Genomic DNA, 16690 nt, shown 5'->3' on the forward strand with positions numbered 1-16690 from the left:
TGACGCGAAGCCCTTCCCCCAGGAGCGCTCATGCCCGTTATCGAATCCGAAGAGCACAAGGCCCTGCGCGCGGCCGTCTCCGCCCTCGGCAACCGCTACGGCCGCGCCTACTTCACCCGGACCGTCGACGAGGGCCTGCCCGCCAGTGAACTCTGGGCGGACGCCGGAAAACTCGGCTATCTCGGGGTCAACCTGCCGGAGGAGTACGGCGGTGGCGGTGGCGGCATCGCCGAGCTGTCCATCGTCCTGGAGGAGCTGGGCGCCGCCGGCTGTCCGCTCCTGCTGCTCGTCGTCTCGCCCGCCATCTGCGGCACCGTCATCGCCCGTTTCGGCACCGAGGAGCAGAAGCGGAAATGGCTGCCGGGCCTCGCCGACGGCACCCGCACCATGGCGTTCGGCATCACCGAACCCGACGCCGGTTCCAACTCGCACCGCATCACGACCACCGCGCGCCGCGACCCCGACACCGGGGACTGGCTGCTCACCGGCCGCAAGGTGTTCGTCTCCTGCGTCGACATCGCCGACGCCACCCTCATCGTCGGCCGCACCGAGACCGTGTCCGCCGAAGAGGGCCGCACCGGCCGCCTCAAGCCTTGCCTGTTCATCGTCCCGCGCGACACCGAGGGCTTCCAGCGGCGGCGGATCGACATGGAACTCAGCGCCGCCGAGAAGCAGTTCGAGCTGGTCCTCGACGACGTACGACTGCCCGCCGATGCCCTCGTGGGTGGGAGCACCTCCCATGCTTTCGGCAGCGGGGGAGAGGACGCGGGCCTGCTCCAGCTGTTCGCCGGACTCAACCCCGAGCGGATCATGACGGCCGCCTTCGGGATCGGCATGGGCCGCTACGCCCTGGCCAAGGCCGTCGAGTACGCGCGGGAACGCACGGTGTGGAAGGCACCCATCGGCGCGCACCAGGCCATCGCGCACCCTCTCGCGCAGGCGCACATCGAGCTCGAACTGGCCCGCCTGATGATGCAGAAGGCCGCCCATCTCTACGACGCCGGCGACGACGTGGGCGCGGGCGAGGCCGCCAACATGGCCAAGTACGCCGCCGCCGAGGCCTGTGTGAAGGCCGTCGACCAGGCCGTGCACACCCTCGGCGGGAACGGCCTCACGCGCGAGTTCGGCCTCGCCTCGCTGGTGACCGCCGCTCGGGTGTCCCGGATCGCCCCGGTGAGCCGGGAGATGATCCTGAACTACGTCTCCCACCAGACCCTGGGCCTGCCCAAGTCGTACTGAGCGACAGGGGCCTTCACCGAGCAGGGCCGGCGGGGCCGGCAGCGCCGAGCAGCGCCGAGCAGTGCCGAAACCGGCAGTAACCAGTAGGACCGAGAGGCGTCACGGCATATCCAGGAGTACCGAGTCGTACCGAACCGGCACAGCGTTGTGCGAGGAGGAACCATGTTCCGCAGCGAGTACGCAGACGTTCCACCCGTCGAGCTCCCCATCCACGACGCGGTGCTCGCGCGCGCCGCCGGGTTCGGGAGCACCCCGGCGCTCATCGACGGCACCGACGGCACCACCCTCACCTACGAGCAGGTGGACCGGTTCCACCGGCGCGTCGCCGCCGCTCTCGCCGAGGCGGGGGTGCGCAAGGGCGACGTGCTCGCGCTGCACAGCCCCAACACGATCGCCTTCCCGCTCGCCTTCTACGCGGCCACCCGCGCGGGTGCGTCGGTCACCACCGTTCACCCGCTCGCCACCGCCGAGGAGTTCGGCAAGCAGTTGGCGGACTCCGGGGCCCGCTGGATCGTCACCGTGTCCCCGCTGCTCCGGACCGCGCGCAGGGCGGCCGAACTCGCGGGCGGCGTCGAGGAGGTCCTCGTCTGCGACAGCGCGCCCGGCCACCGCTCGCTGATCGACATGCTGGCCTCCACCGCCCCCGAGCCGCGGGTCGCCATCGACCCCGCCGAGGACGTCGCCGCCCTGCCGTACTCCTCCGGCACCACCGGCACCCCGAAAGGAGTGATGCTCACGCACCGCCAGATCGCCACGAACCTCGCCCAGCTCGCACCACTGATCACCACAGGCCCCGGCGACCGCATCCTCGCCGTGCTGCCGTTCTTCCACATCTACGGTCTGACGGCCCTGATGAACGCCCCCCTGCGCAAAGGCGCCACCGTCGTCGTCCTCCCGCGCTTCGACCTGGAGACGTTCCTGGCGGCCATCCAGAACCACCGCATCACCGGCCTGTACGTGGCCCCACCCATCGTCCTGGCGCTCGCCAAGCACCCGCTGGTCGCCGAGTACGACCTCAGCTCCCTGAAGCACGTCATCAGCGCCGCCGCCCCCCTGGACGCGAGCCTCGCCGCCGCCTGCTCACAGCGGCTCGGCCTGCCGCCCGTCGGCCAGGCGTACGGCATGACGGAACTCTCGCCAGGCACCCACGTCGTCCCCCTGAACGCCATGCGAGACGCGCCCCCCGGCACCGTCGGCAAGCTCATCGCCGGCACCGAGATGCGGATCGTCGCCCTCGACGACCCGGCCGAGGACCTCGGCCCCGGCGAGTCCGGCGAGATCCTCATCCGCGGCCCCCAGGTCATGAAGGGCTACCTCGGCCGGCCCGACGCCACCGACGCGATGATCGACGAGGACGGCTGGCTGCACACCGGCGACGTCGGCCACACGGACGAGGACGGCTGGCTGTTCGTCGTCGACCGGGTCAAGGAACTCATCAAGTACAAGGGCTTCCAGGTCGCCCCCGCCGAACTCGAGGCGCTGCTCCTGACCCACCCCGGCATCGCCGACGCCGCCGTCGTCGGCGCCTACGACGACGACGGCAACGAGGTCCCGCACGCCCACGTCGTCCGCCGGCCGTCCGCCCCCGCGCTCTCGGAGAGCGAGGTCATGATGTACGTCGCCGAACACGTCGCCCCGTACAAACGGGTCCGCCACGTCACGTTCGTCGACGCCGTCCCCCGCGCGGCCTCCGGGAAGATCCTGCGCCGCGAACTCAGGGCGCGGTCCGGGGAGCTCTCGTGACCCTGATCGGCCGCACGCGCGCGCGGGGCGTCGAGACCCTCAGCCTCGACGCCCCCGAGCGCCGCAACGCCCTGTCCGCCGTCCTCGTCGCCGAGCTGGCCGACGCGCTCACCGACGCCGGCCGGGACGGCGGCGTCCGCGCGGTCGTGCTCACGCACACCGGGAACACCTTCAGCGCGGGTGCCGACCTGCGCGACCCGCCGGCACCTCAGGACCTCACCGGCCTGCTGCGGCAGCTCGTCGAACTGCCGAAACCGGTCGTCGCGCGGGTCACCGGGCACGTCCGCGCGGGCGGCCTCGGACTGCTCGGCGCCTGCGACATCGCCGCCGCCTCGGACGCGGCCACGTTCGCCTTCACCGAGGTCCGCGTCGGCGTCGCCCCCGCCGTCGTCTCCCTGCCGCTGCTGCCCCGCACCGACCCGCGCGCGCTCGCCCGCTACTACCTCACCGGGGAGCGCCTCGACGCCGTCGAAGCCGCCCGCATCGGCCTGCTCACCGCGTACGGCGAGGACGTCGACGAGGTCCTCGCTCCCGTCCTCGACGGCCTGCGCCGAGCCGCCCCCGAGGCCCTGGCCGAGACGAAACGGCTGCTCACGGCTAGGGTGCTGGAGACCTTCGACCGGGACGCCGCCGACCTGACCGCGCTCTCGGCCCGCCTCTTCGCCTCCGCCACCGCGCGGGAGGGGATGACGGCCTTCCTCGAACGACGGGATCCGGAATGGGTGGTGTGAGCACGACCGACCGCAGCGACCGCAGTGACCGCAGCGACCGCAGTGACCACGGTGATCTCGGCGATCGTGCCGGCCGCGGCGACCGTGCCGAACGCGTCCCCAAGCAGGACCGTAGCCGGGTCACCCGGCAACGCCTCCTGGAAGCCGCCGTGGCCTGCCTCGCCGAACACGGCTGGGCGGGTTCGACGGTCCTCGTCGTCGCCGAACGCGCGGGCGTCTCCCGGGGAGCGGCCCAGCACCACTTCCCGACCCGCGAGGACCTCTTCACGGCTGCCGTGGAGTACGTGGCCGAGGAACGCTCCACCGCCCTGCGTGCTCTCTTCCCCCAAGGCACCACCGCCGGCGACCGCCGCGCGGTGGTCACCGCCCTGGTGGACCTCTACACCGGGCCTTTGTTCCGCGCCGCCCTGCACCTGTGGGTCGCCGCCTCCAACGAGGAGCCGCTGCGGCCCCGCGTGACCGAGCTGGAATCCCGCATCGGCCGCGAGAGCCACCGCGTCGCCGTGGAACTCCTCGCCGCCGACGAGACCCGCCCCGGCGTCCGCGAGACCGTCCAGGGCCTCCTCGACATGGCCCGCGGCCTGGGCCTCGCCACCCTCCTCACCGACGACGCGGCCCGGCGCGAGAGGGTGGTACGGCAGTGGGCGGCACTGCTGGACGAGGTACTGGGCTGAAGGCTCACGGGCTCAGCCGCTCCACCCGCCAGCCGCCGTCCGGCCGGGCCGCGTACCGCAGGCGGTCGTGGAGGCGGTTCTCGCGGCCCTGCCAGAACTCCACCGCCTGGGGGGCCACCCGGAAGCCGCCCCAGTGCGGCGGGACCGGCACCTGCTCGCCCTCCGGATACCGGGCCGCCAGCTCCGCGTACGCCGTGTCCAGGGCCGTACGGTCGGCCAGCACCGACGACTGGCCACTCGCCCACGCGCCCAGCTGAGAGCCGTGCGGCCGGGTGCGGAAGTAGGCGGCCGTCTCGTCGCGGCCGGTGCGCCGCGCGACTCCGGTGACGATGACCTGCCGGGCCATCGGATGCCACGGGAACAGCAGCGAGACGTACGGGTTCCCGGTCAGCTCGCGCCCCTTGCGGGAGTCGTAGTTCGTGTAGAACACGAACCCCCGCTCGTCGAAGTGCTTCAGCAGCACCGTGCGGGAGCTGGGCCGTCCCTGGGCGTCCGCCGTGGACACGATCATCGCGTTCGGCTCGAAGAGACCGCCGTCCGTCGCCGCCTGCTTGAACCAGCGTGCGAACTGCTCGAGGGGAGTGGCGGCCAGGTCGGTCTCGGAGAGTCCCTCGGCCCGGTACTGCTTGCGCATCGAGGCGAGAGCGAGGGGAACGGATTCTCGATCGGTCACGCTGTCATCCTGCCGCATGCGCGGAGGCCGCGGGTGGGGCGTCCGCAGGTCGGGAGCAGCGGTCCGGAGCGGAGGTCGGGAGGGGAGGTCGGGAGGGGAGGCCCGTCCGCAATCATGTGGCACTGAGTGCCGCGAACCCTCCCCAAAAATGGCACTCAGGGATATCGTGCTGTGCAGTGATCCGGTTGGACGGCCGACAGCCGGGCATCACAGGGGTGACGTCCCGGACCGCGAGTCCTCGCGATGACGACCGTGGAGCCTTCGGACGCGCACTCACCTCGACAGGTCGACCGGTTACCGACCGATCGACTCACCGACCGGTCGGCGCGTGGTCGTCCCACCCACACCACCACCCGCCGCCCCCATCATGAGGAGCCGCCTGATGTCCGACTTCGTACCCGGACTCGAAGGAGTCGTCGCGTTCGAGACGGAGATCGCCGAACCGGACAAGGAGGGCGGCGCACTCCGGTACCGGGGCGTCGACATCGAGAACCTGGTCGGGCACGTCTCCTTCGGGAACGTCTGGGGCCTTCTCGTCGACGGAGCCTTCAACCCCGGCCTGCCGCCCGCCGAGCCCTTCCCGATCCCCGTCCACTCCGGTGACGTCCGCGTCGACGTCCAGTCCGCGCTCGCCATGCTGGCGCCCGTCTGGGGCCTGAAACCGCTCCTGGACATCGATGCCGAGCAGGCCCGCGACGACCTCGCGCGCGCCGCCGTCATGGCCCTCTCCTACGTCGCCCAGTCCGCGCGCGGCCAGGGCCGGCCCATGGTCCCGCAGAGCGAGATCGACAAGGCGCGCTCAATCGTCGAACGCTTCATGATCCGCTGGCGTGGCGAACCCGACCCCAAGCACGTCGCCGCCGTCGACGCGTACTGGACCTCCGCCGCCGAGCACGGCATGAATGCCTCCACCTTCACGGCCCGCGTCATCGCCTCCACCGGCGCGGACGTGGCCGCGGCCCTCTCGGGTGCCGTCGGCGCCATGTCGGGGCCCCTGCACGGCGGCGCACCCTCGCGTGTCCTCGGCATGATCGAGGAGATCGAACGCACCGGAGACGCCGAGGCGTATGTGAAGCGGGTGCTCGACCAGGGTGAGCGCCTCATGGGCTTCGGCCACCGCGTCTACCGCGCCGAGGACCCCCGCGCCCGCGTGCTGCGCCGCACCGCGCGCGATCTCGGTGCCCCCCGCTTCGAGGTCGCCGAGGCGTTGGAGAAGGCCGCCCTGGCCGAGCTCCACGCCCGTCGTCCCGACCGCGTCCTGGCCACCAACGTCGAGTTCTGGGCCGCCATCGTCCTGGACTTCGCCGAGGTGCCGGCCCACATGTTCACCTCGATGTTCACCTGTGCCCGTACCGCGGGCTGGTCGGCCCACATCCTCGAGCAGAAGCGCACCGGCCGCCTGGTCCGCCCCTCCGCCCACTACGTGGGCCCCGGCAGCCGCGACCCGCAGGAGATCGAGGGCTACGCGGACATCACCGACCGGGCCTGAGACCCGGGGCGCGACGGGAGCCCGGGGCCCGGGTTCCCGGCTCCCGGAAACGCAGACGACCCGCGAGCCTGGTCCTCCGAAGGAGGGGCCGGCCGGACGTACCGGCGACTCGCGGGTCGGGCGACTGCGTTGGATTGGGGCCGGTCGCGCGCATCACGCACACGCTGGTCCGGCGCCGAACCGAGTACGGCGACGGGCTACTGGCCCGCAGCCACCTCTTCCGTCCGGTATGAATACATCTGCCGAACCACCTCCTTTCCGGAATGCCACCACTCTAGGAACCGTCCCGCCGTCCGATCAACCGGTTTTTCGAGATATTGACCGTTGGACGTGTCGCCGCCGGTCACCTACCGTGCGGCGCATGGAGGACACGGGGCGGCGGGCGATCGCGGGCGGGTCGGTGTTCGAGGAGCGGATCGGCTACGCGCGGGCCGTGGTGGACGGGGACCGGGTGTACGTGTCCGGGACCACCGGGTTCGACTACGCGGCCATGACGATCTCCGACGACGTGGTCGAGCAGGCCGAGCAGTGCCTGCGGAACATCGAAGCGGCCCTGGACAAGGCGGGATGCACCCTCGCGGACGTCGTGCGGGTGCGTTACCTGCTGCCCGCGCGGGAGGACTTCGAGCCGTGCTGGCCCGTGCTGAGGCGCCGCTTCGGCGAGGTCCGGCCCGCGGCCACCATGCAGGTGTGCGGGCTCGCCGATCCCCGGATGAGGATCGAGATCGAGGTGGACGCCCGGCGGGGGAGCGGCGGGAAGCCGCGGGGCGGCGGCTGAGCGGAGGGCGGGGATGCCGGTGGCGTACAACGATTTTCTCAATGTTGCGGGAACCCGATGTGCGCTGAGTCACGTTCAAGTTGAATGATTGCGAGTGGGCGGACCGACGTGCCGTACGTAGGACGCAGCTGCAGGGGGTCCAGGTGAGTGCTTCCCGGCGTAGTGGGACCACCGACGAACTGGGGCCCGACGAGCCCGAGCGGGAGAGTTCGGACGGTTCCGATCTGCTGGCCGCGTTGTTGGACGGTATGGACGCCGCCCTGTGCGCCTTCGACGCGGACGCGGTGGTGACGCACTGGAACCGCGAGGCGGAGCGCATCCTCGGATGGACCGCGGCCGAGGCCGTGGGCCGGCAGGGCTTCGCCGGATGGGCGGTGCGCGGCGCGGACGCCGCGGAGGTCGAGGGGCAACTGATGTCGGCCATGGACGCCTCGGGCCGTCAGGTGCACGAGTTCGCGCTGCTGACCAAGGACGGCGGCCGGGTGCTGGTGCGGACGCAGTCCGCGGCCGTACACGGGCCCGACGGGAAGCCGGCGGGTGTGTACTGCGCGTTCAGCGAGGTGCACGCGCAGATCGACCTGGAGCGGTCGATCGCGCTGAGCGAGGCGCTGCTGGAGGACGCGAGCTGGGGCGTCGTCCTCGTCGACGCCGATCTGCGGCCCGCCGTGATCAACGCGCACGCCGCGAAGGCGCTCGGCACCGGGCGCACCTCCGTGCTGGGGCGGCCGCTCGGGGAGCTGCTGTCGCAGGGCGTGGAGGAGCTGGAGAGCGCGCTCACCCATGTGCTGGCCCAGGGCGCTCCGCCCGCGCCCGCCGAGATCTGGGTGAGTGTGCGGGAGCCGAAGGGCGAGCGGCGGCGGTGCTGGCGGAGCGGCTTCGTGCGGCTGGCGTCGCCGCTGGCGGAGGAGCCGGTGCCGCTCGGCGTGGGCTGGCTGTTCCAGGACGTGACCGAGGCCCGGCAGAGCGAGCAGGAGGCCTCGCTGGCGCGGTTCCGGGCGCAGCAGCTGCACCGGGCGGCGCGGGCGGCGGCCGAGTGCGAGGACCCGGCGGAGGCCGTCACCGTCCATCTGGACTTCGCGCTCGCCGGATTCGCCGACCACGCGCTGATCGACCGCGTGGCGGACCGGGCGGCCGACGGGGCCGCGGGTGACGCGGAGAGCGCGGGCCGGGTCCGGCTGGTGCGGATCGCGGCCACCCCGTCCGGGGCGCCGGGGCCGAGCAGGATCGCCGGGCAGGCGGGTCTGCCGGTGCGGTACCACCAGGGCCATCCCGCCCTGCGGTGCGTCGAGCGGGCCGGTTCCGTACGGGCCGACGCGGAGGCGGGGACGGCCCAGGAGGCGCACGCGTGGGCGGTGTCCCGGCAGTGGCCGGCGGACGCGGCGCACGCCCTGTGCACGGTGCTGCGCAGCCGGGGCCGGACGCTCGGTGCCGTGACGTTTCTGCGGAGCCCGGGACGCAACGCGTTCGAACGCTCCGACGTGATGTACGCGGAGGACGTGGCCCACCGCATCGCCACGGCCCTGGACCTGATGGGAGCGACCGGCCGGCGGGAGTGACCCCGACCCGGCGGCCGAGGTGACGGCGGAGCGGTGACGGGCACGCGGTCGCGGTGACGGGCGGCCGGAGCGGTGAGGGTGGCCCGGCGACGGACCGGTGACAGTGACGGGGTGGCGGGCGCGGCGCCAGGGGTACACAATTGCTGGTCCGGTACCTCGTTTTGGTGTACATGGGCACGATTGAGTGAACGGCGTGACGTTCCGTGGGTGTGCCTGGCTGGGTGCGCGTAACGCACTCGGTGCGATCTGGGACGCCGGGTGTGGCGTCAGCAGTCGGGGCCCCCGTTCTACCAGAGAGATGGTTCGGGGCCTCCCCGTCGCCTCTGGCCACACCCACATGGCCGGGTCGTAGGGATTCCGCCCACCTGGGACGGACCGCATACGTGATATGCGTCGCCGCCCAGGACGCGAAAGCGGAGGACCAGTGCGCCCAAGACCGTTCGGGGCGTGCCGGAGAGTCAGGACTCACTCCTGCTCACTGCCCAGGAACGGTTCAGTGCCGGTAGAAGATCCGGTCGCCGTACTGCTCCAGGATGCGGCCGTTCCAGGCGTGGCCGCCGTCGACGTTGCCGGAGCGCAGGAGGGGCGGCTCGATGCCTCGGTCGGCCAGGGTGGCGGCCGCGGTGGCCATGACCGCCTGGAGGAGGGCCGTGGTGACGACGGTGGAGGCGGGGGCGAAGGGGGCGGGGACGTCGTCCAGGGTCAGCTCCGCGTCACCGACCGCGATCTTGGAGTCCAGGACGAGATCGCAGTGGTCCTTGAGATACGTCCCCGAGGCGTGCCGGGACGTCGTCTCCGTCGCGTACGCCACCGAGGTCACGCCGATGACCTTCAGGCCCAGGGCGCGGGCGTTCAGAGCCATCTCCACGGGGAGCGGGTTGCGCCCGGACAGGGAGACGATCACCAGCGCGTCGCCCGCGCGGGCCGGGGACGAGTCGAGCACGGCGCTCGCGAGCCCGTCGACGCGTTCGAGGGCCGAGCCGAGGGTGGCCGGCATCACGTCGACGCCGACGACGCCCGGGACGGCGAGCAGGTTCATCAGGGCGAGTCCGCCCGCGCGGTAGACGATGTCCTGCGCGGCGAGCGAGGAGTGGCCGGCGCCGAAGGCGAAGAGGCGTCCGCCGTCCGCGACGGTGTCGGCGAGCAGGGTGCCCGCGGCCGCGACGGAGGCGGCCTCCTCGTCGCGGACCCGGCGCAGCAGGCCGATCGCGGCATCGAGGAACTGGCCGGCCGGCGTACGGTCGCTCATGCGGCATCCCTTCGGGGTGGACTGCTGCCGATCACCGTGCGGTCCGGACCAGTACCGTGTCAATATGGCGGCCCGAGGGGCCGGGAAGTCCTCCGCGGCGGCCTTGTACCACCGTGCATCACTCCGCGCATACCTTTCGTCCCACGGCGCGCCTCGGTTGTCGGCGCCATGCGTCAGAATTGAGTCCAGGGCCAGCACATGCGCCGGTGGGCCGTCCAGCCTCCGGCAGAGCCAATCGCAGATCTCATCGAGGGGCACGTATGTCCGGACTGATCGACACCACGGAGATGTATCTCCGCACCATCCTCGAGCTGGAGGAGGAAGGCGTGGTCCCCATGCGCGCCAGGATCGCGGAGCGGCTCGACCAGAGCGGCCCGACGGTCAGCCAGACGGTGGCCCGGATGGAGCGCGACGGCCTGGTGTCCGTCGCCGCAGACCGGCATCTGGAGTTCACCGACGAGGGCCGCCGGCTGGCCACCCGCGTGATGCGCAAGCACCGCCTCGCCGAGTGTCTGCTCGTCGACGTGATCGGCCTGGAGTGGGAGCAGGTGCACGCCGAGGCCTGCCGCTGGGAGCACGTGATGAGCGAGGCCGTCGAGCGCCGTGTGCTGGAGCTGCTGCGGCACCCCACCGAGTCGCCCTACGGCAACCCGATCCCGGGCCTGGAGGAGCTGGGCGAGAAGGACGGCGCCGACCCGTTCCTGGACGAGGGCATGGTGTCCCTGGCCGATCTCGACCCGGGCTCCGAGGGCAAGACGGTCGTGGTGCGCCGGATCGGCGAGCCGATCCAGACGGACGCGCAGCTGATGTACACGCTGCGCCGGGCGGGCGTCCAGCCCGGTTCGGTGGTCAGCGTGACGGAGTCGGCGGGCGGCGTGCTGGTGGGCAGCGGCGGTGAGGCGGCCGAGCTGGAGACGGACGTCGCCTCCCACGTGTTCGTCGCCAAGCCGTAGTCCCGGGTCCGGTCGGCGGACAGCCGTCGGACAGCCGTCGGGCAGCCGTCGGACAGCGGTCGGGCAGGGGCGGGCGCCGGCACGGTGGTGATCCCGCGGTGGTGGGCGTGTGTTCGCGTCCAGTCAACTCGACTGCTGGGAAAGGGAGTTGCTCAGGTGGTGTCGCGGCGCCGGTGCGATCGCGCCGAATCCGGGCCGAGTGCGCCGAAGCGCAGCGCTCGCGCGGTTCGCGTGCGAGGCTGTCGCGTGAGGCATGCGACCTGAGGGGCTCTTGGCCGGGCCGACCGCGCTGTCACCCGGCCGGGGAGGGGCGGGAGAATGTGCCGTGACCACGTGAGGAGCCCCGGCGCCGCACGGCGCCGGGGCCTGCCCTCCCCTGTGCTGACCCGGAGCCCCGAGCTCCCAGGGTCATTCCCTGCGGACCAATTTCCCCGAGAGGTCCGCCTCCCGTTGGAGATCTCCCCCCGACCGCGGCGATCAATCCCCGAGCGGTGTCACTCGTACGAGGGGTGTTGACGGCTGGAACCGTTTTCTCGAAAGTGCATTCGATAATCTGTGGGGCGGCAACAGCAGGCACGGCAAGCAGCGAGTTGGGGGTGCCAAGACGATGGCGCGACGCATCGACGTGGCGGGGACGGACGGCGTACGTCTCGCAGCCTGGGAGTTCGGCGATCCGCCCAAGACCGGCAGCGACCCGGTGGAGCACCCCACCGGGGGCGACGCCTCGAGCGTGCTGCTGCTCCACGGGCTCATGGGCCGCGCCTCGCACTGGGCGTCCACCGCCCGCTGGCTCTCCGGACGGTACCGGGCGGTCGCCCTGGACCAGCGCGGTCACGGCCGCAGCGACAAGCCCACGCAGGCCTCGTTCACCCGTGACGCCTACGTCGACGACACCGAGGCCGCCCTCGATCAGCTGGGCCTCGGCCCGGCCGTCCTCATCGGCCACGCCATGGGCGCGCTGACCGCCTGGCAGCTGGCCGCCAAACGACCCGACCTGGTGCGCGGACTGATCATCTGTGACATGCGGGCCTCCGCGCTCGGGGCCGCCTCGCAGCGCGAGTGGGCCCAGTGGTTCAAGGCCTGGCCCGTTCCGTTCGCCACCCTCGCCGACGTCCGCAAGTGGTTCGGCGAGGACGACCCGTGGGTGGAGCGGCCGAACCCGGCCCGCGGTGAGTTCTACGCCGAGGTGATGGCCGAGTCCCCGGACGGATGGCGGCCGGTCTTCGACCCCGGCCAGATGCTCCGCTCCCGCGAGACCTGGGTGTACGACGCGCACTGGGAGGAGCTGGCCCAGGTGCGGTGCCCGGCCCTGGTGGTCCGCGGCCTCGACGGCGAACTGGGCCGCGCGGAGGCCCAGGAGATGGTCCGGGTGCTGCCCCGCGGCCAGTACGCGGAGGTGGCCGACGCCGGCCACCTCGTCCACTACGACCAGCCCGACGCCTGGCGCACCGCCATCGAGCCGTTCCTGGACGCCCTCCAGGACGCCTGATCCCCGAGCCCGTGCCCTGCTGCGGGCCCCGTGCCCCTGCCCGCCCCTCAGCCCCTGCTGCCCGCCCCTCAGCTCCTGCTGCCCGCCGTGAGGATCTCCGGCAGGCGGTGGGCCGTGCTCGGCGCCGCGAGGCGGAGGCCGAGGAGGGTGAGGGCGGCACCGTACGCCGTGCACGCCGGGATCCTCTCCCGAAGCGCCGTGGTCCCTGTCGGCACACTCCCGTCTGCCGCGCGACGCCACGCACGCTCCCCCAGGCTCTTCGAGCAGGGGGCCCCGGCGCACGCGCCTGACGCCGCGGGCCCGCCCTCCGGGCGGACGACGCGAGTGCGACGACAGGGCCTACTGCTCCCGCCGTTCCCGTCGTTCCCGGCGGTCCTGCCGGTCCCGGCCGCACGCGTACGCCAGCGGCGAGATCAGCTCCGCGGCGTCCGGCAGCCACCGGTTCGCCGGTGTCGGCCTGCTGGCCCACTGCACGGCCCCCCTGGACCCGAACCGCGTGGGCGGCGCCGCCACGTAAGCCCCCTCGCCCCGCACGGTCAGATCGAGCGGGGACAGCGACCAGCCCAGGGAGCGGACCAGGCCCGGCACCTTCGCCGCGGCGCCGGGGAGCACGAAGAATTCCATGCGCCGGGCGGGCGTCAGGGTCACCGGACCGAGCGCCAGTTCCATCCGCTCCATCCGGGCCAGCGCCAGGAACCCCGCCGTCTCGGGGACGGAGATCGTGTCGAAGGAATGGCCGGTGGGCAGCAGGATCGAGGCCGTCGGCCACGTCTGCCACATGCGGCGGACGGCCGTCGCACTGCCGGTCGCCTGGCCCGCCCAGTCGGAGCGCGCCGGGTGTGCGCCGGGGGCCGGGCACTCGACGACACCGCACGAGCAGCGGTGCACCCCGGCGACGGCCTCCAGCCACGTGCCCGGGAACACGTCCCAGTGTCGCTCCTCGGTGTAGCGAACCGCGGTGTCCAGCAGGGTTTCCCCGCGCTGCTTCGGGATCTGTCCGGCGTCGGTGCCCGGGATCGTCTCTTCCACGATGAACACAACTACGTCCGTCACCAGGGGTTACGCCCGTGCCCATGCGCGGAGGAGGGGTGTTCGCTCCGTGGCCGGGGCGCATGGGTGCATGTCCGGGGGCGCGCAGGGGGATCGGTGTCCGCGGGTGGGTAGCCAAGGGTGGGTAGCCAGGACGGGGCCGGCATCCGCCGTTACCCCGGCAATTCGCCCATGCCTCGCATCTTCGGCACCTCGGTGGGGCATTGATCTTCACGGCCGGAACTTTTCGTCCCTTCACGAGGGGAGTTGTCAGGGGATGGGCGGGTCCGGCCGCCGAAGGCACGTCAACTCGGTGCGCGGGCAGGCACCGCAGCCTCAGGGGGTACGCCATGGCCGCAAGGCCTCTCGTCGCGCGGCAGCCGAACGAACGACTGCAGGCGCTCATCCAGGAAGCAGGATGCTCCAACGCCGGGCTGGCCCGCAGAGTCAACATGTGCGGCGCCGAGCACGGCCTCGACCTGCGGTACGACAAGACGTCGGTGGCCCGCTGGCTGCGCGGACAGCAGCCGCGGGGCCGGGCGCCGGCGATCATCGCGGAGGCGCTCGGACGCAAGCTGGGCCGTACGGTCACGATCGACGAGATCGGCATGGCCAACGGCAAGAACCTCGCGTCGGGTGTCGGTCTCCAGTTCTCGCCGACGGTACTGGGGGCCATAGAGCAGGTCTGCGAGCTGTGGCGCAGCGACGTGGGCCGGCGGGACTTCCTGTCCGGCTCCTCGGTCGCCGCGTCCGCGCTGGTGGAGCCGAGCCGGGACTGGCTGATCTCCGTCCCCGACCCGCAGGTGGCGCGCTCGGCGGGGCCGCGGGTCGGGCAGTCCGACGTGAGAGCGGTGCGGGCCATGACGCAGTCCCTGGTGGACCTGGACCACCAGTACGGCAGCGGGCATGTGCGCCCGGTCGTCGTGCACTACCTCAACAGCGTCGTCTCCGGGCTGCTCGCCGGCTCGTACCGGGAGGCCGTCGGGCGGGAGCTGTTCGCGGCGGTCGCCCGACTGACCGAACTGGCCGGGTACATGGCCATCGACACCGGGCAGCCGGGCCTCGCCCAGCGCTACTACATCCAGGCGCTGCGGCTGGCCCAGGCGGCCGGCGACCGCGGGTACGGCGGGTACGTGCTCGCCGCTTCCATGAGCCATCTGGCCGCGCAGCTCGGGAACCCGCGCGAGATCGCGCAGTTGGCGCGTGCCGCGCAGGAAGGCGCGCGAGGGCGGGCGACACCCCGCGCGGAGGCGATGTTCCGTGCGGCGGAGGCGCGCGGGCACGCGCTGATGGGTGACGCGCGCGCCGCGCAGGAGGCGGCCGGGCGCGCGATCGGCGCCATGGAGGCGGCCGAGCCGGCCTCGGGGGACGATCCCGTGTGGATCGCCCATTTCGACGAGGCCTACCTGTCCGACGAGTTGGCGCACTGTCACCGGGACCTGGGGCAGGCCGAGGACGCCGCGCGGTGTGCGCGCGAGTCGCTGGCCGGGCATCCCGAGTCGCGGGTGCGGCGCCGGGCGATCGGCTATGTGCTGCTCGCCACGGCACAGGTGCAGCAGCGGGAGGTCGAACAGGCCTGCAGCACGGGCCTGAAGGCGGTGGAACTGCTGGACGGGCTCAGGTCCCACCGGGGCGCCGAGTACCTGGAGGACTTCCAGCAACGGCTGGAGCCGTATCAGGAGGAGCCGGTGGTACGGGAGTTCGGTGCGCGCATGGCCCTGCCCGCGGCGGCGTGAGCGCGACGTCGCGACGCTGCCACGTCGCGGCGGCCGGGCGCAGCAGGGGCACGGTGTGATCAAGATTCGGTCCTCGTGCGAACTCGGCGGCGACCGGCGGGTGGTGAACATTTCGGGTGATTCCGAGTGAACGTGCGGGCAATGCGGAGTTGATGCGGGGGCGGAGCGGGAGAGGTGACATGAACAGCGTGTGGTGATCCGGTTCTGTTACCGCGCTCACAGGGCATGAGGTCAGGCCCTGTGCTGCGTGGCACCGGGCTCCGGGGACCCGGTAGCGTGAGCCGACGATCCACAAGGTTCCCCATGGGTAGGAGTCCCGGTGACGCAGAGTGGACAGGGCGAGGAGCCCTCGGCGCGCCCCGCGCGCGAAGGCATCGTGCTGCCCTCCGACGGCGGCGAGCCCTTGCTGCCGGGCATGACGGGCCCGGCCGGTCCGGTCCCGCCGGGTGGGCAGGCACCCGCCTCGGCGCCGCCCGGCGGTCAGACCTGGGGCACGCCGTGGGGGCCCGAGCAGCAGACGCCGCCCGCGCCGGCACCGTCGGCGCCGCCCGGCCAGGAGTGGCAGTCCCCGCCCGCCCAGCAGTGGGGCGCGCAGGAACCGGCCCCCTGGGGCGCGCAGGGACCGGCCGGGGGACAGCAGGGTCCGGGCCCGCTACCGCCCGAGGGCGCGCAGGCCTCGGGCGGCAGCGGGGCCCACGGCACCCACTCCTCGTACGGTCCGAACACCGGCGGCCCGTCCGCGCCGATGCCGCCGCAGGCCACCGGCCAGGATCCCGGCTACGGCGGACACCACGGCGGTGACGCCTACGGCTCAGCGGCCGGGGGTCCGGACGGTTACGGGCAGCAGTCCGGGGGCGTTCCGATGCCGCCGCAGCACGGTTCCGGGTACGGCGCGTACGGCCCCGGCGTCACGGGCGCGCTGCCCGACGGGGCGGAGGGGGCCACCCAGTTCCTGCCGCCGGTGCCCGCCGCCGCCCCCATGGACGAGGGCGCGACACAGTTCATACCCCCGGTGGGCCAGGGAGCGCTGCCTCCCGAGATGCCCGCCGCACACGACTCCGAGGCGGCCCGGTACCCGAACCTGTCCGAGCAGGGCCAGGCCGGCGGGCCGCCGACGCCCGCGGGCAACCCCGACGCCGAGGCCACCCAGTTCATGGCACCGGTGACCGACCAGCCCCAGGGCGCGCCGTACGGAGCCGCGCCCGGTGCGCACTCCGGTGGTCCCGCCGGCGAAGAGAACCGGCAACCGCCCGCCGAGTTCGACAACCTCTTCCGCGCCTCCGGCGGCGAGGCCCCGGCCGGTTCCACCCAGCAGATGCCCCGCGTCGAGCACCAGCAGCCCGCCTACCCG

At 72.8% G+C, this 16690-nt stretch carries 13 protein-coding genes and 1 pseudogene; 11 read left to right on the forward strand and 3 right to left on the reverse strand.

Annotation, left to right across the window (positions count from 1 at the left end):
* The first annotated feature begins 30 nt into the window (after positions 1-30).
* The 4 genes from ACFP2V_RS06565 to ACFP2V_RS06580 all read left to right on the forward strand — a co-directional run bounded on the left by ACFP2V_RS06565 (position 31) and on the right by ACFP2V_RS06580 (position 4387).
* Positions 31-1239 (forward strand): acyl-CoA dehydrogenase family protein, encoded by a 1209-nt coding sequence (locus ACFP2V_RS06565; protein ID WP_381206810.1) that lies wholly within the window; start codon positions 31-33, stop codon positions 1237-1239.
* Positions 1240-1401: 162 nt separating this feature from the next.
* A complete protein-coding gene (locus ACFP2V_RS06570; protein WP_381206813.1) occupies positions 1402-2982 on the forward strand; it encodes a 4-coumarate--CoA ligase family protein in 1581 nt (526 codons plus the stop codon).
* Positions 2979-3713 carry an enoyl-CoA hydratase family protein gene (locus ACFP2V_RS06575; RefSeq protein WP_381206816.1) on the forward strand — a complete coding sequence of 245 codons (735 nt, stop codon included), beginning with the start codon at positions 2979-2981 and terminating at the stop codon, positions 3711-3713. Before ACFP2V_RS06570 ends, ACFP2V_RS06575 begins: the two co-directional genes overlap by 4 nt.
* Positions 3701-4387, forward strand: a complete 687-nt coding sequence (locus ACFP2V_RS06580) for a TetR/AcrR family transcriptional regulator (RefSeq protein WP_381206819.1) — start codon at positions 3701-3703, stop codon at positions 4385-4387. Before ACFP2V_RS06575 ends, ACFP2V_RS06580 begins: the two co-directional genes overlap by 13 nt.
* Positions 4388-4391: 4 nt before the next feature.
* Here ACFP2V_RS06580 and pdxH read toward each other — a convergent pair whose 3' ends face one another.
* Positions 4392-5078, reverse strand: a complete 687-nt coding sequence (gene pdxH / locus ACFP2V_RS06585) for a pyridoxamine 5'-phosphate oxidase (protein WP_381206822.1) — start codon at positions 5076-5078, stop codon at positions 4392-4394.
* Positions 5079-5442: 364 nt separating this feature from the next.
* Here pdxH and ACFP2V_RS06590 point away from each other — a divergent pair, with 364 nt between their 5' ends.
* The 3 genes from ACFP2V_RS06590 to ACFP2V_RS06600 all read left to right on the forward strand — a co-directional run bounded on the left by ACFP2V_RS06590 (position 5443) and on the right by ACFP2V_RS06600 (position 8883).
* The gene (locus tag ACFP2V_RS06590; RefSeq protein WP_381206825.1) at positions 5443-6549 is read left to right on the forward strand and encodes a citrate synthase 2; all 1107 of its coding nucleotides are present in this window, start codon (positions 5443-5445) and stop codon (positions 6547-6549) included.
* A gap of 361 nt (positions 6550-6910) precedes the next feature.
* Positions 6911-7327 carry a RidA family protein gene (locus ACFP2V_RS06595; protein ID WP_381206828.1) on the forward strand — a complete coding sequence of 139 codons (417 nt, stop codon included), beginning with the start codon at positions 6911-6913 and terminating at the stop codon, positions 7325-7327.
* Between the two features lie 143 nt (positions 7328-7470).
* Entirely contained in the window at positions 7471-8883 is a 1413-nt protein-coding gene (locus ACFP2V_RS06600; RefSeq protein ID WP_381206831.1) for a PAS domain-containing protein, read from the forward strand.
* 493 nt (positions 8884-9376) lie between these two features.
* Here ACFP2V_RS06600 and ACFP2V_RS06605 read toward each other — a convergent pair whose 3' ends face one another.
* Positions 9377-10132, reverse strand: coding sequence for an SIS domain-containing protein (locus tag ACFP2V_RS06605; protein WP_381206833.1), 756 nt, complete (start codon positions 10130-10132; stop codon positions 9377-9379).
* Between the two features lie 260 nt (positions 10133-10392).
* Between ACFP2V_RS06605 and ACFP2V_RS06610 the strand changes: the two genes are divergently transcribed.
* Together ACFP2V_RS06610 and ACFP2V_RS06615 are read left to right on the forward strand one after the other, a co-directional pair.
* Positions 10393-11085 carry a metal-dependent transcriptional regulator gene (locus tag ACFP2V_RS06610; RefSeq protein WP_381206836.1) on the forward strand — a complete coding sequence of 231 codons (693 nt, stop codon included), beginning with the start codon at positions 10393-10395 and terminating at the stop codon, positions 11083-11085.
* Between the two features lie 607 nt (positions 11086-11692).
* Positions 11693-12574, forward strand: coding sequence for an alpha/beta fold hydrolase (locus ACFP2V_RS06615; RefSeq protein ID WP_381206839.1), 882 nt, complete (start codon positions 11693-11695; stop codon positions 12572-12574).
* 339 nt (positions 12575-12913) lie between these two features.
* Here ACFP2V_RS06615 and ACFP2V_RS06620 read toward each other — a convergent pair whose 3' ends face one another.
* A complete protein-coding gene (locus ACFP2V_RS06620; protein WP_381206842.1) occupies positions 12914-13612 on the reverse strand; it encodes a bifunctional DNA primase/polymerase in 699 nt (232 codons plus the stop codon).
* 341 nt (positions 13613-13953) lie between these two features.
* Here ACFP2V_RS06620 and ACFP2V_RS06625 point away from each other — a divergent pair, with 341 nt between their 5' ends.
* Both ACFP2V_RS06625 and ACFP2V_RS06630 read left to right on the forward strand, forming a co-directional pair.
* Complete coding sequence (locus tag ACFP2V_RS06625; protein ID WP_381206844.1) at positions 13954-15339, forward strand: tetratricopeptide repeat protein; 1386 nt, start codon at positions 13954-13956, stop codon at positions 15337-15339.
* Positions 15340-15658: 319 nt separating this feature from the next.
* Positions 15659-16690, forward strand: a pseudogene (locus ACFP2V_RS06630) (hypothetical protein); the annotation flags it as partial.

This window comes from Streptomyces incanus (genome assembly GCF_042656345.1).
Taxonomy (GTDB): domain Bacteria; phylum Actinomycetota; class Actinomycetes; order Streptomycetales; family Streptomycetaceae; genus Streptomyces; species Streptomyces incanus.

Excerpts from the sequence above, each read along its gene's own strand:
- ACFP2V_RS06565 (WP_381206810.1), top strand. The coding sequence starts at position 31 with ATGCCCGTTATCGAATCCGAAGAGCACAAGGCCCTGCGCGCGGCCGTC.
- ACFP2V_RS06570 (WP_381206813.1), top strand. The coding sequence starts at position 1,402 with ATGTTCCGCAGCGAGTACGCAGACGTTCCACCCGTCGAGCTCCCCATC.
- ACFP2V_RS06580 (WP_381206819.1), top strand. The coding sequence starts at position 3,701 with ATGGGTGGTGTGAGCACGACCGACCGCAGCGACCGCAGTGACCGCAGC.
- pdxH (WP_381206822.1), bottom strand. The coding sequence starts at position 5,078 with ATGCGGCAGGATGACAGCGTGACCGATCGAGAATCCGTTCCCCTCGCT.
- ACFP2V_RS06590 (WP_381206825.1), top strand. The coding sequence starts at position 5,443 with ATGTCCGACTTCGTACCCGGACTCGAAGGAGTCGTCGCGTTCGAGACG.
- ACFP2V_RS06595 (WP_381206828.1), top strand. The coding sequence starts at position 6,911 with ATGGAGGACACGGGGCGGCGGGCGATCGCGGGCGGGTCGGTGTTCGAG.
- ACFP2V_RS06605 (WP_381206833.1), bottom strand. The coding sequence starts at position 10,132 with ATGAGCGACCGTACGCCGGCCGGCCAGTTCCTCGATGCCGCGATCGGC.
- ACFP2V_RS06610 (WP_381206836.1), top strand. The coding sequence starts at position 10,393 with ATGTCCGGACTGATCGACACCACGGAGATGTATCTCCGCACCATCCTC.
- ACFP2V_RS06615 (WP_381206839.1), top strand. The coding sequence starts at position 11,693 with ATGGCGCGACGCATCGACGTGGCGGGGACGGACGGCGTACGTCTCGCA.
- ACFP2V_RS06625 (WP_381206844.1), top strand. The coding sequence starts at position 13,954 with ATGGCCGCAAGGCCTCTCGTCGCGCGGCAGCCGAACGAACGACTGCAG.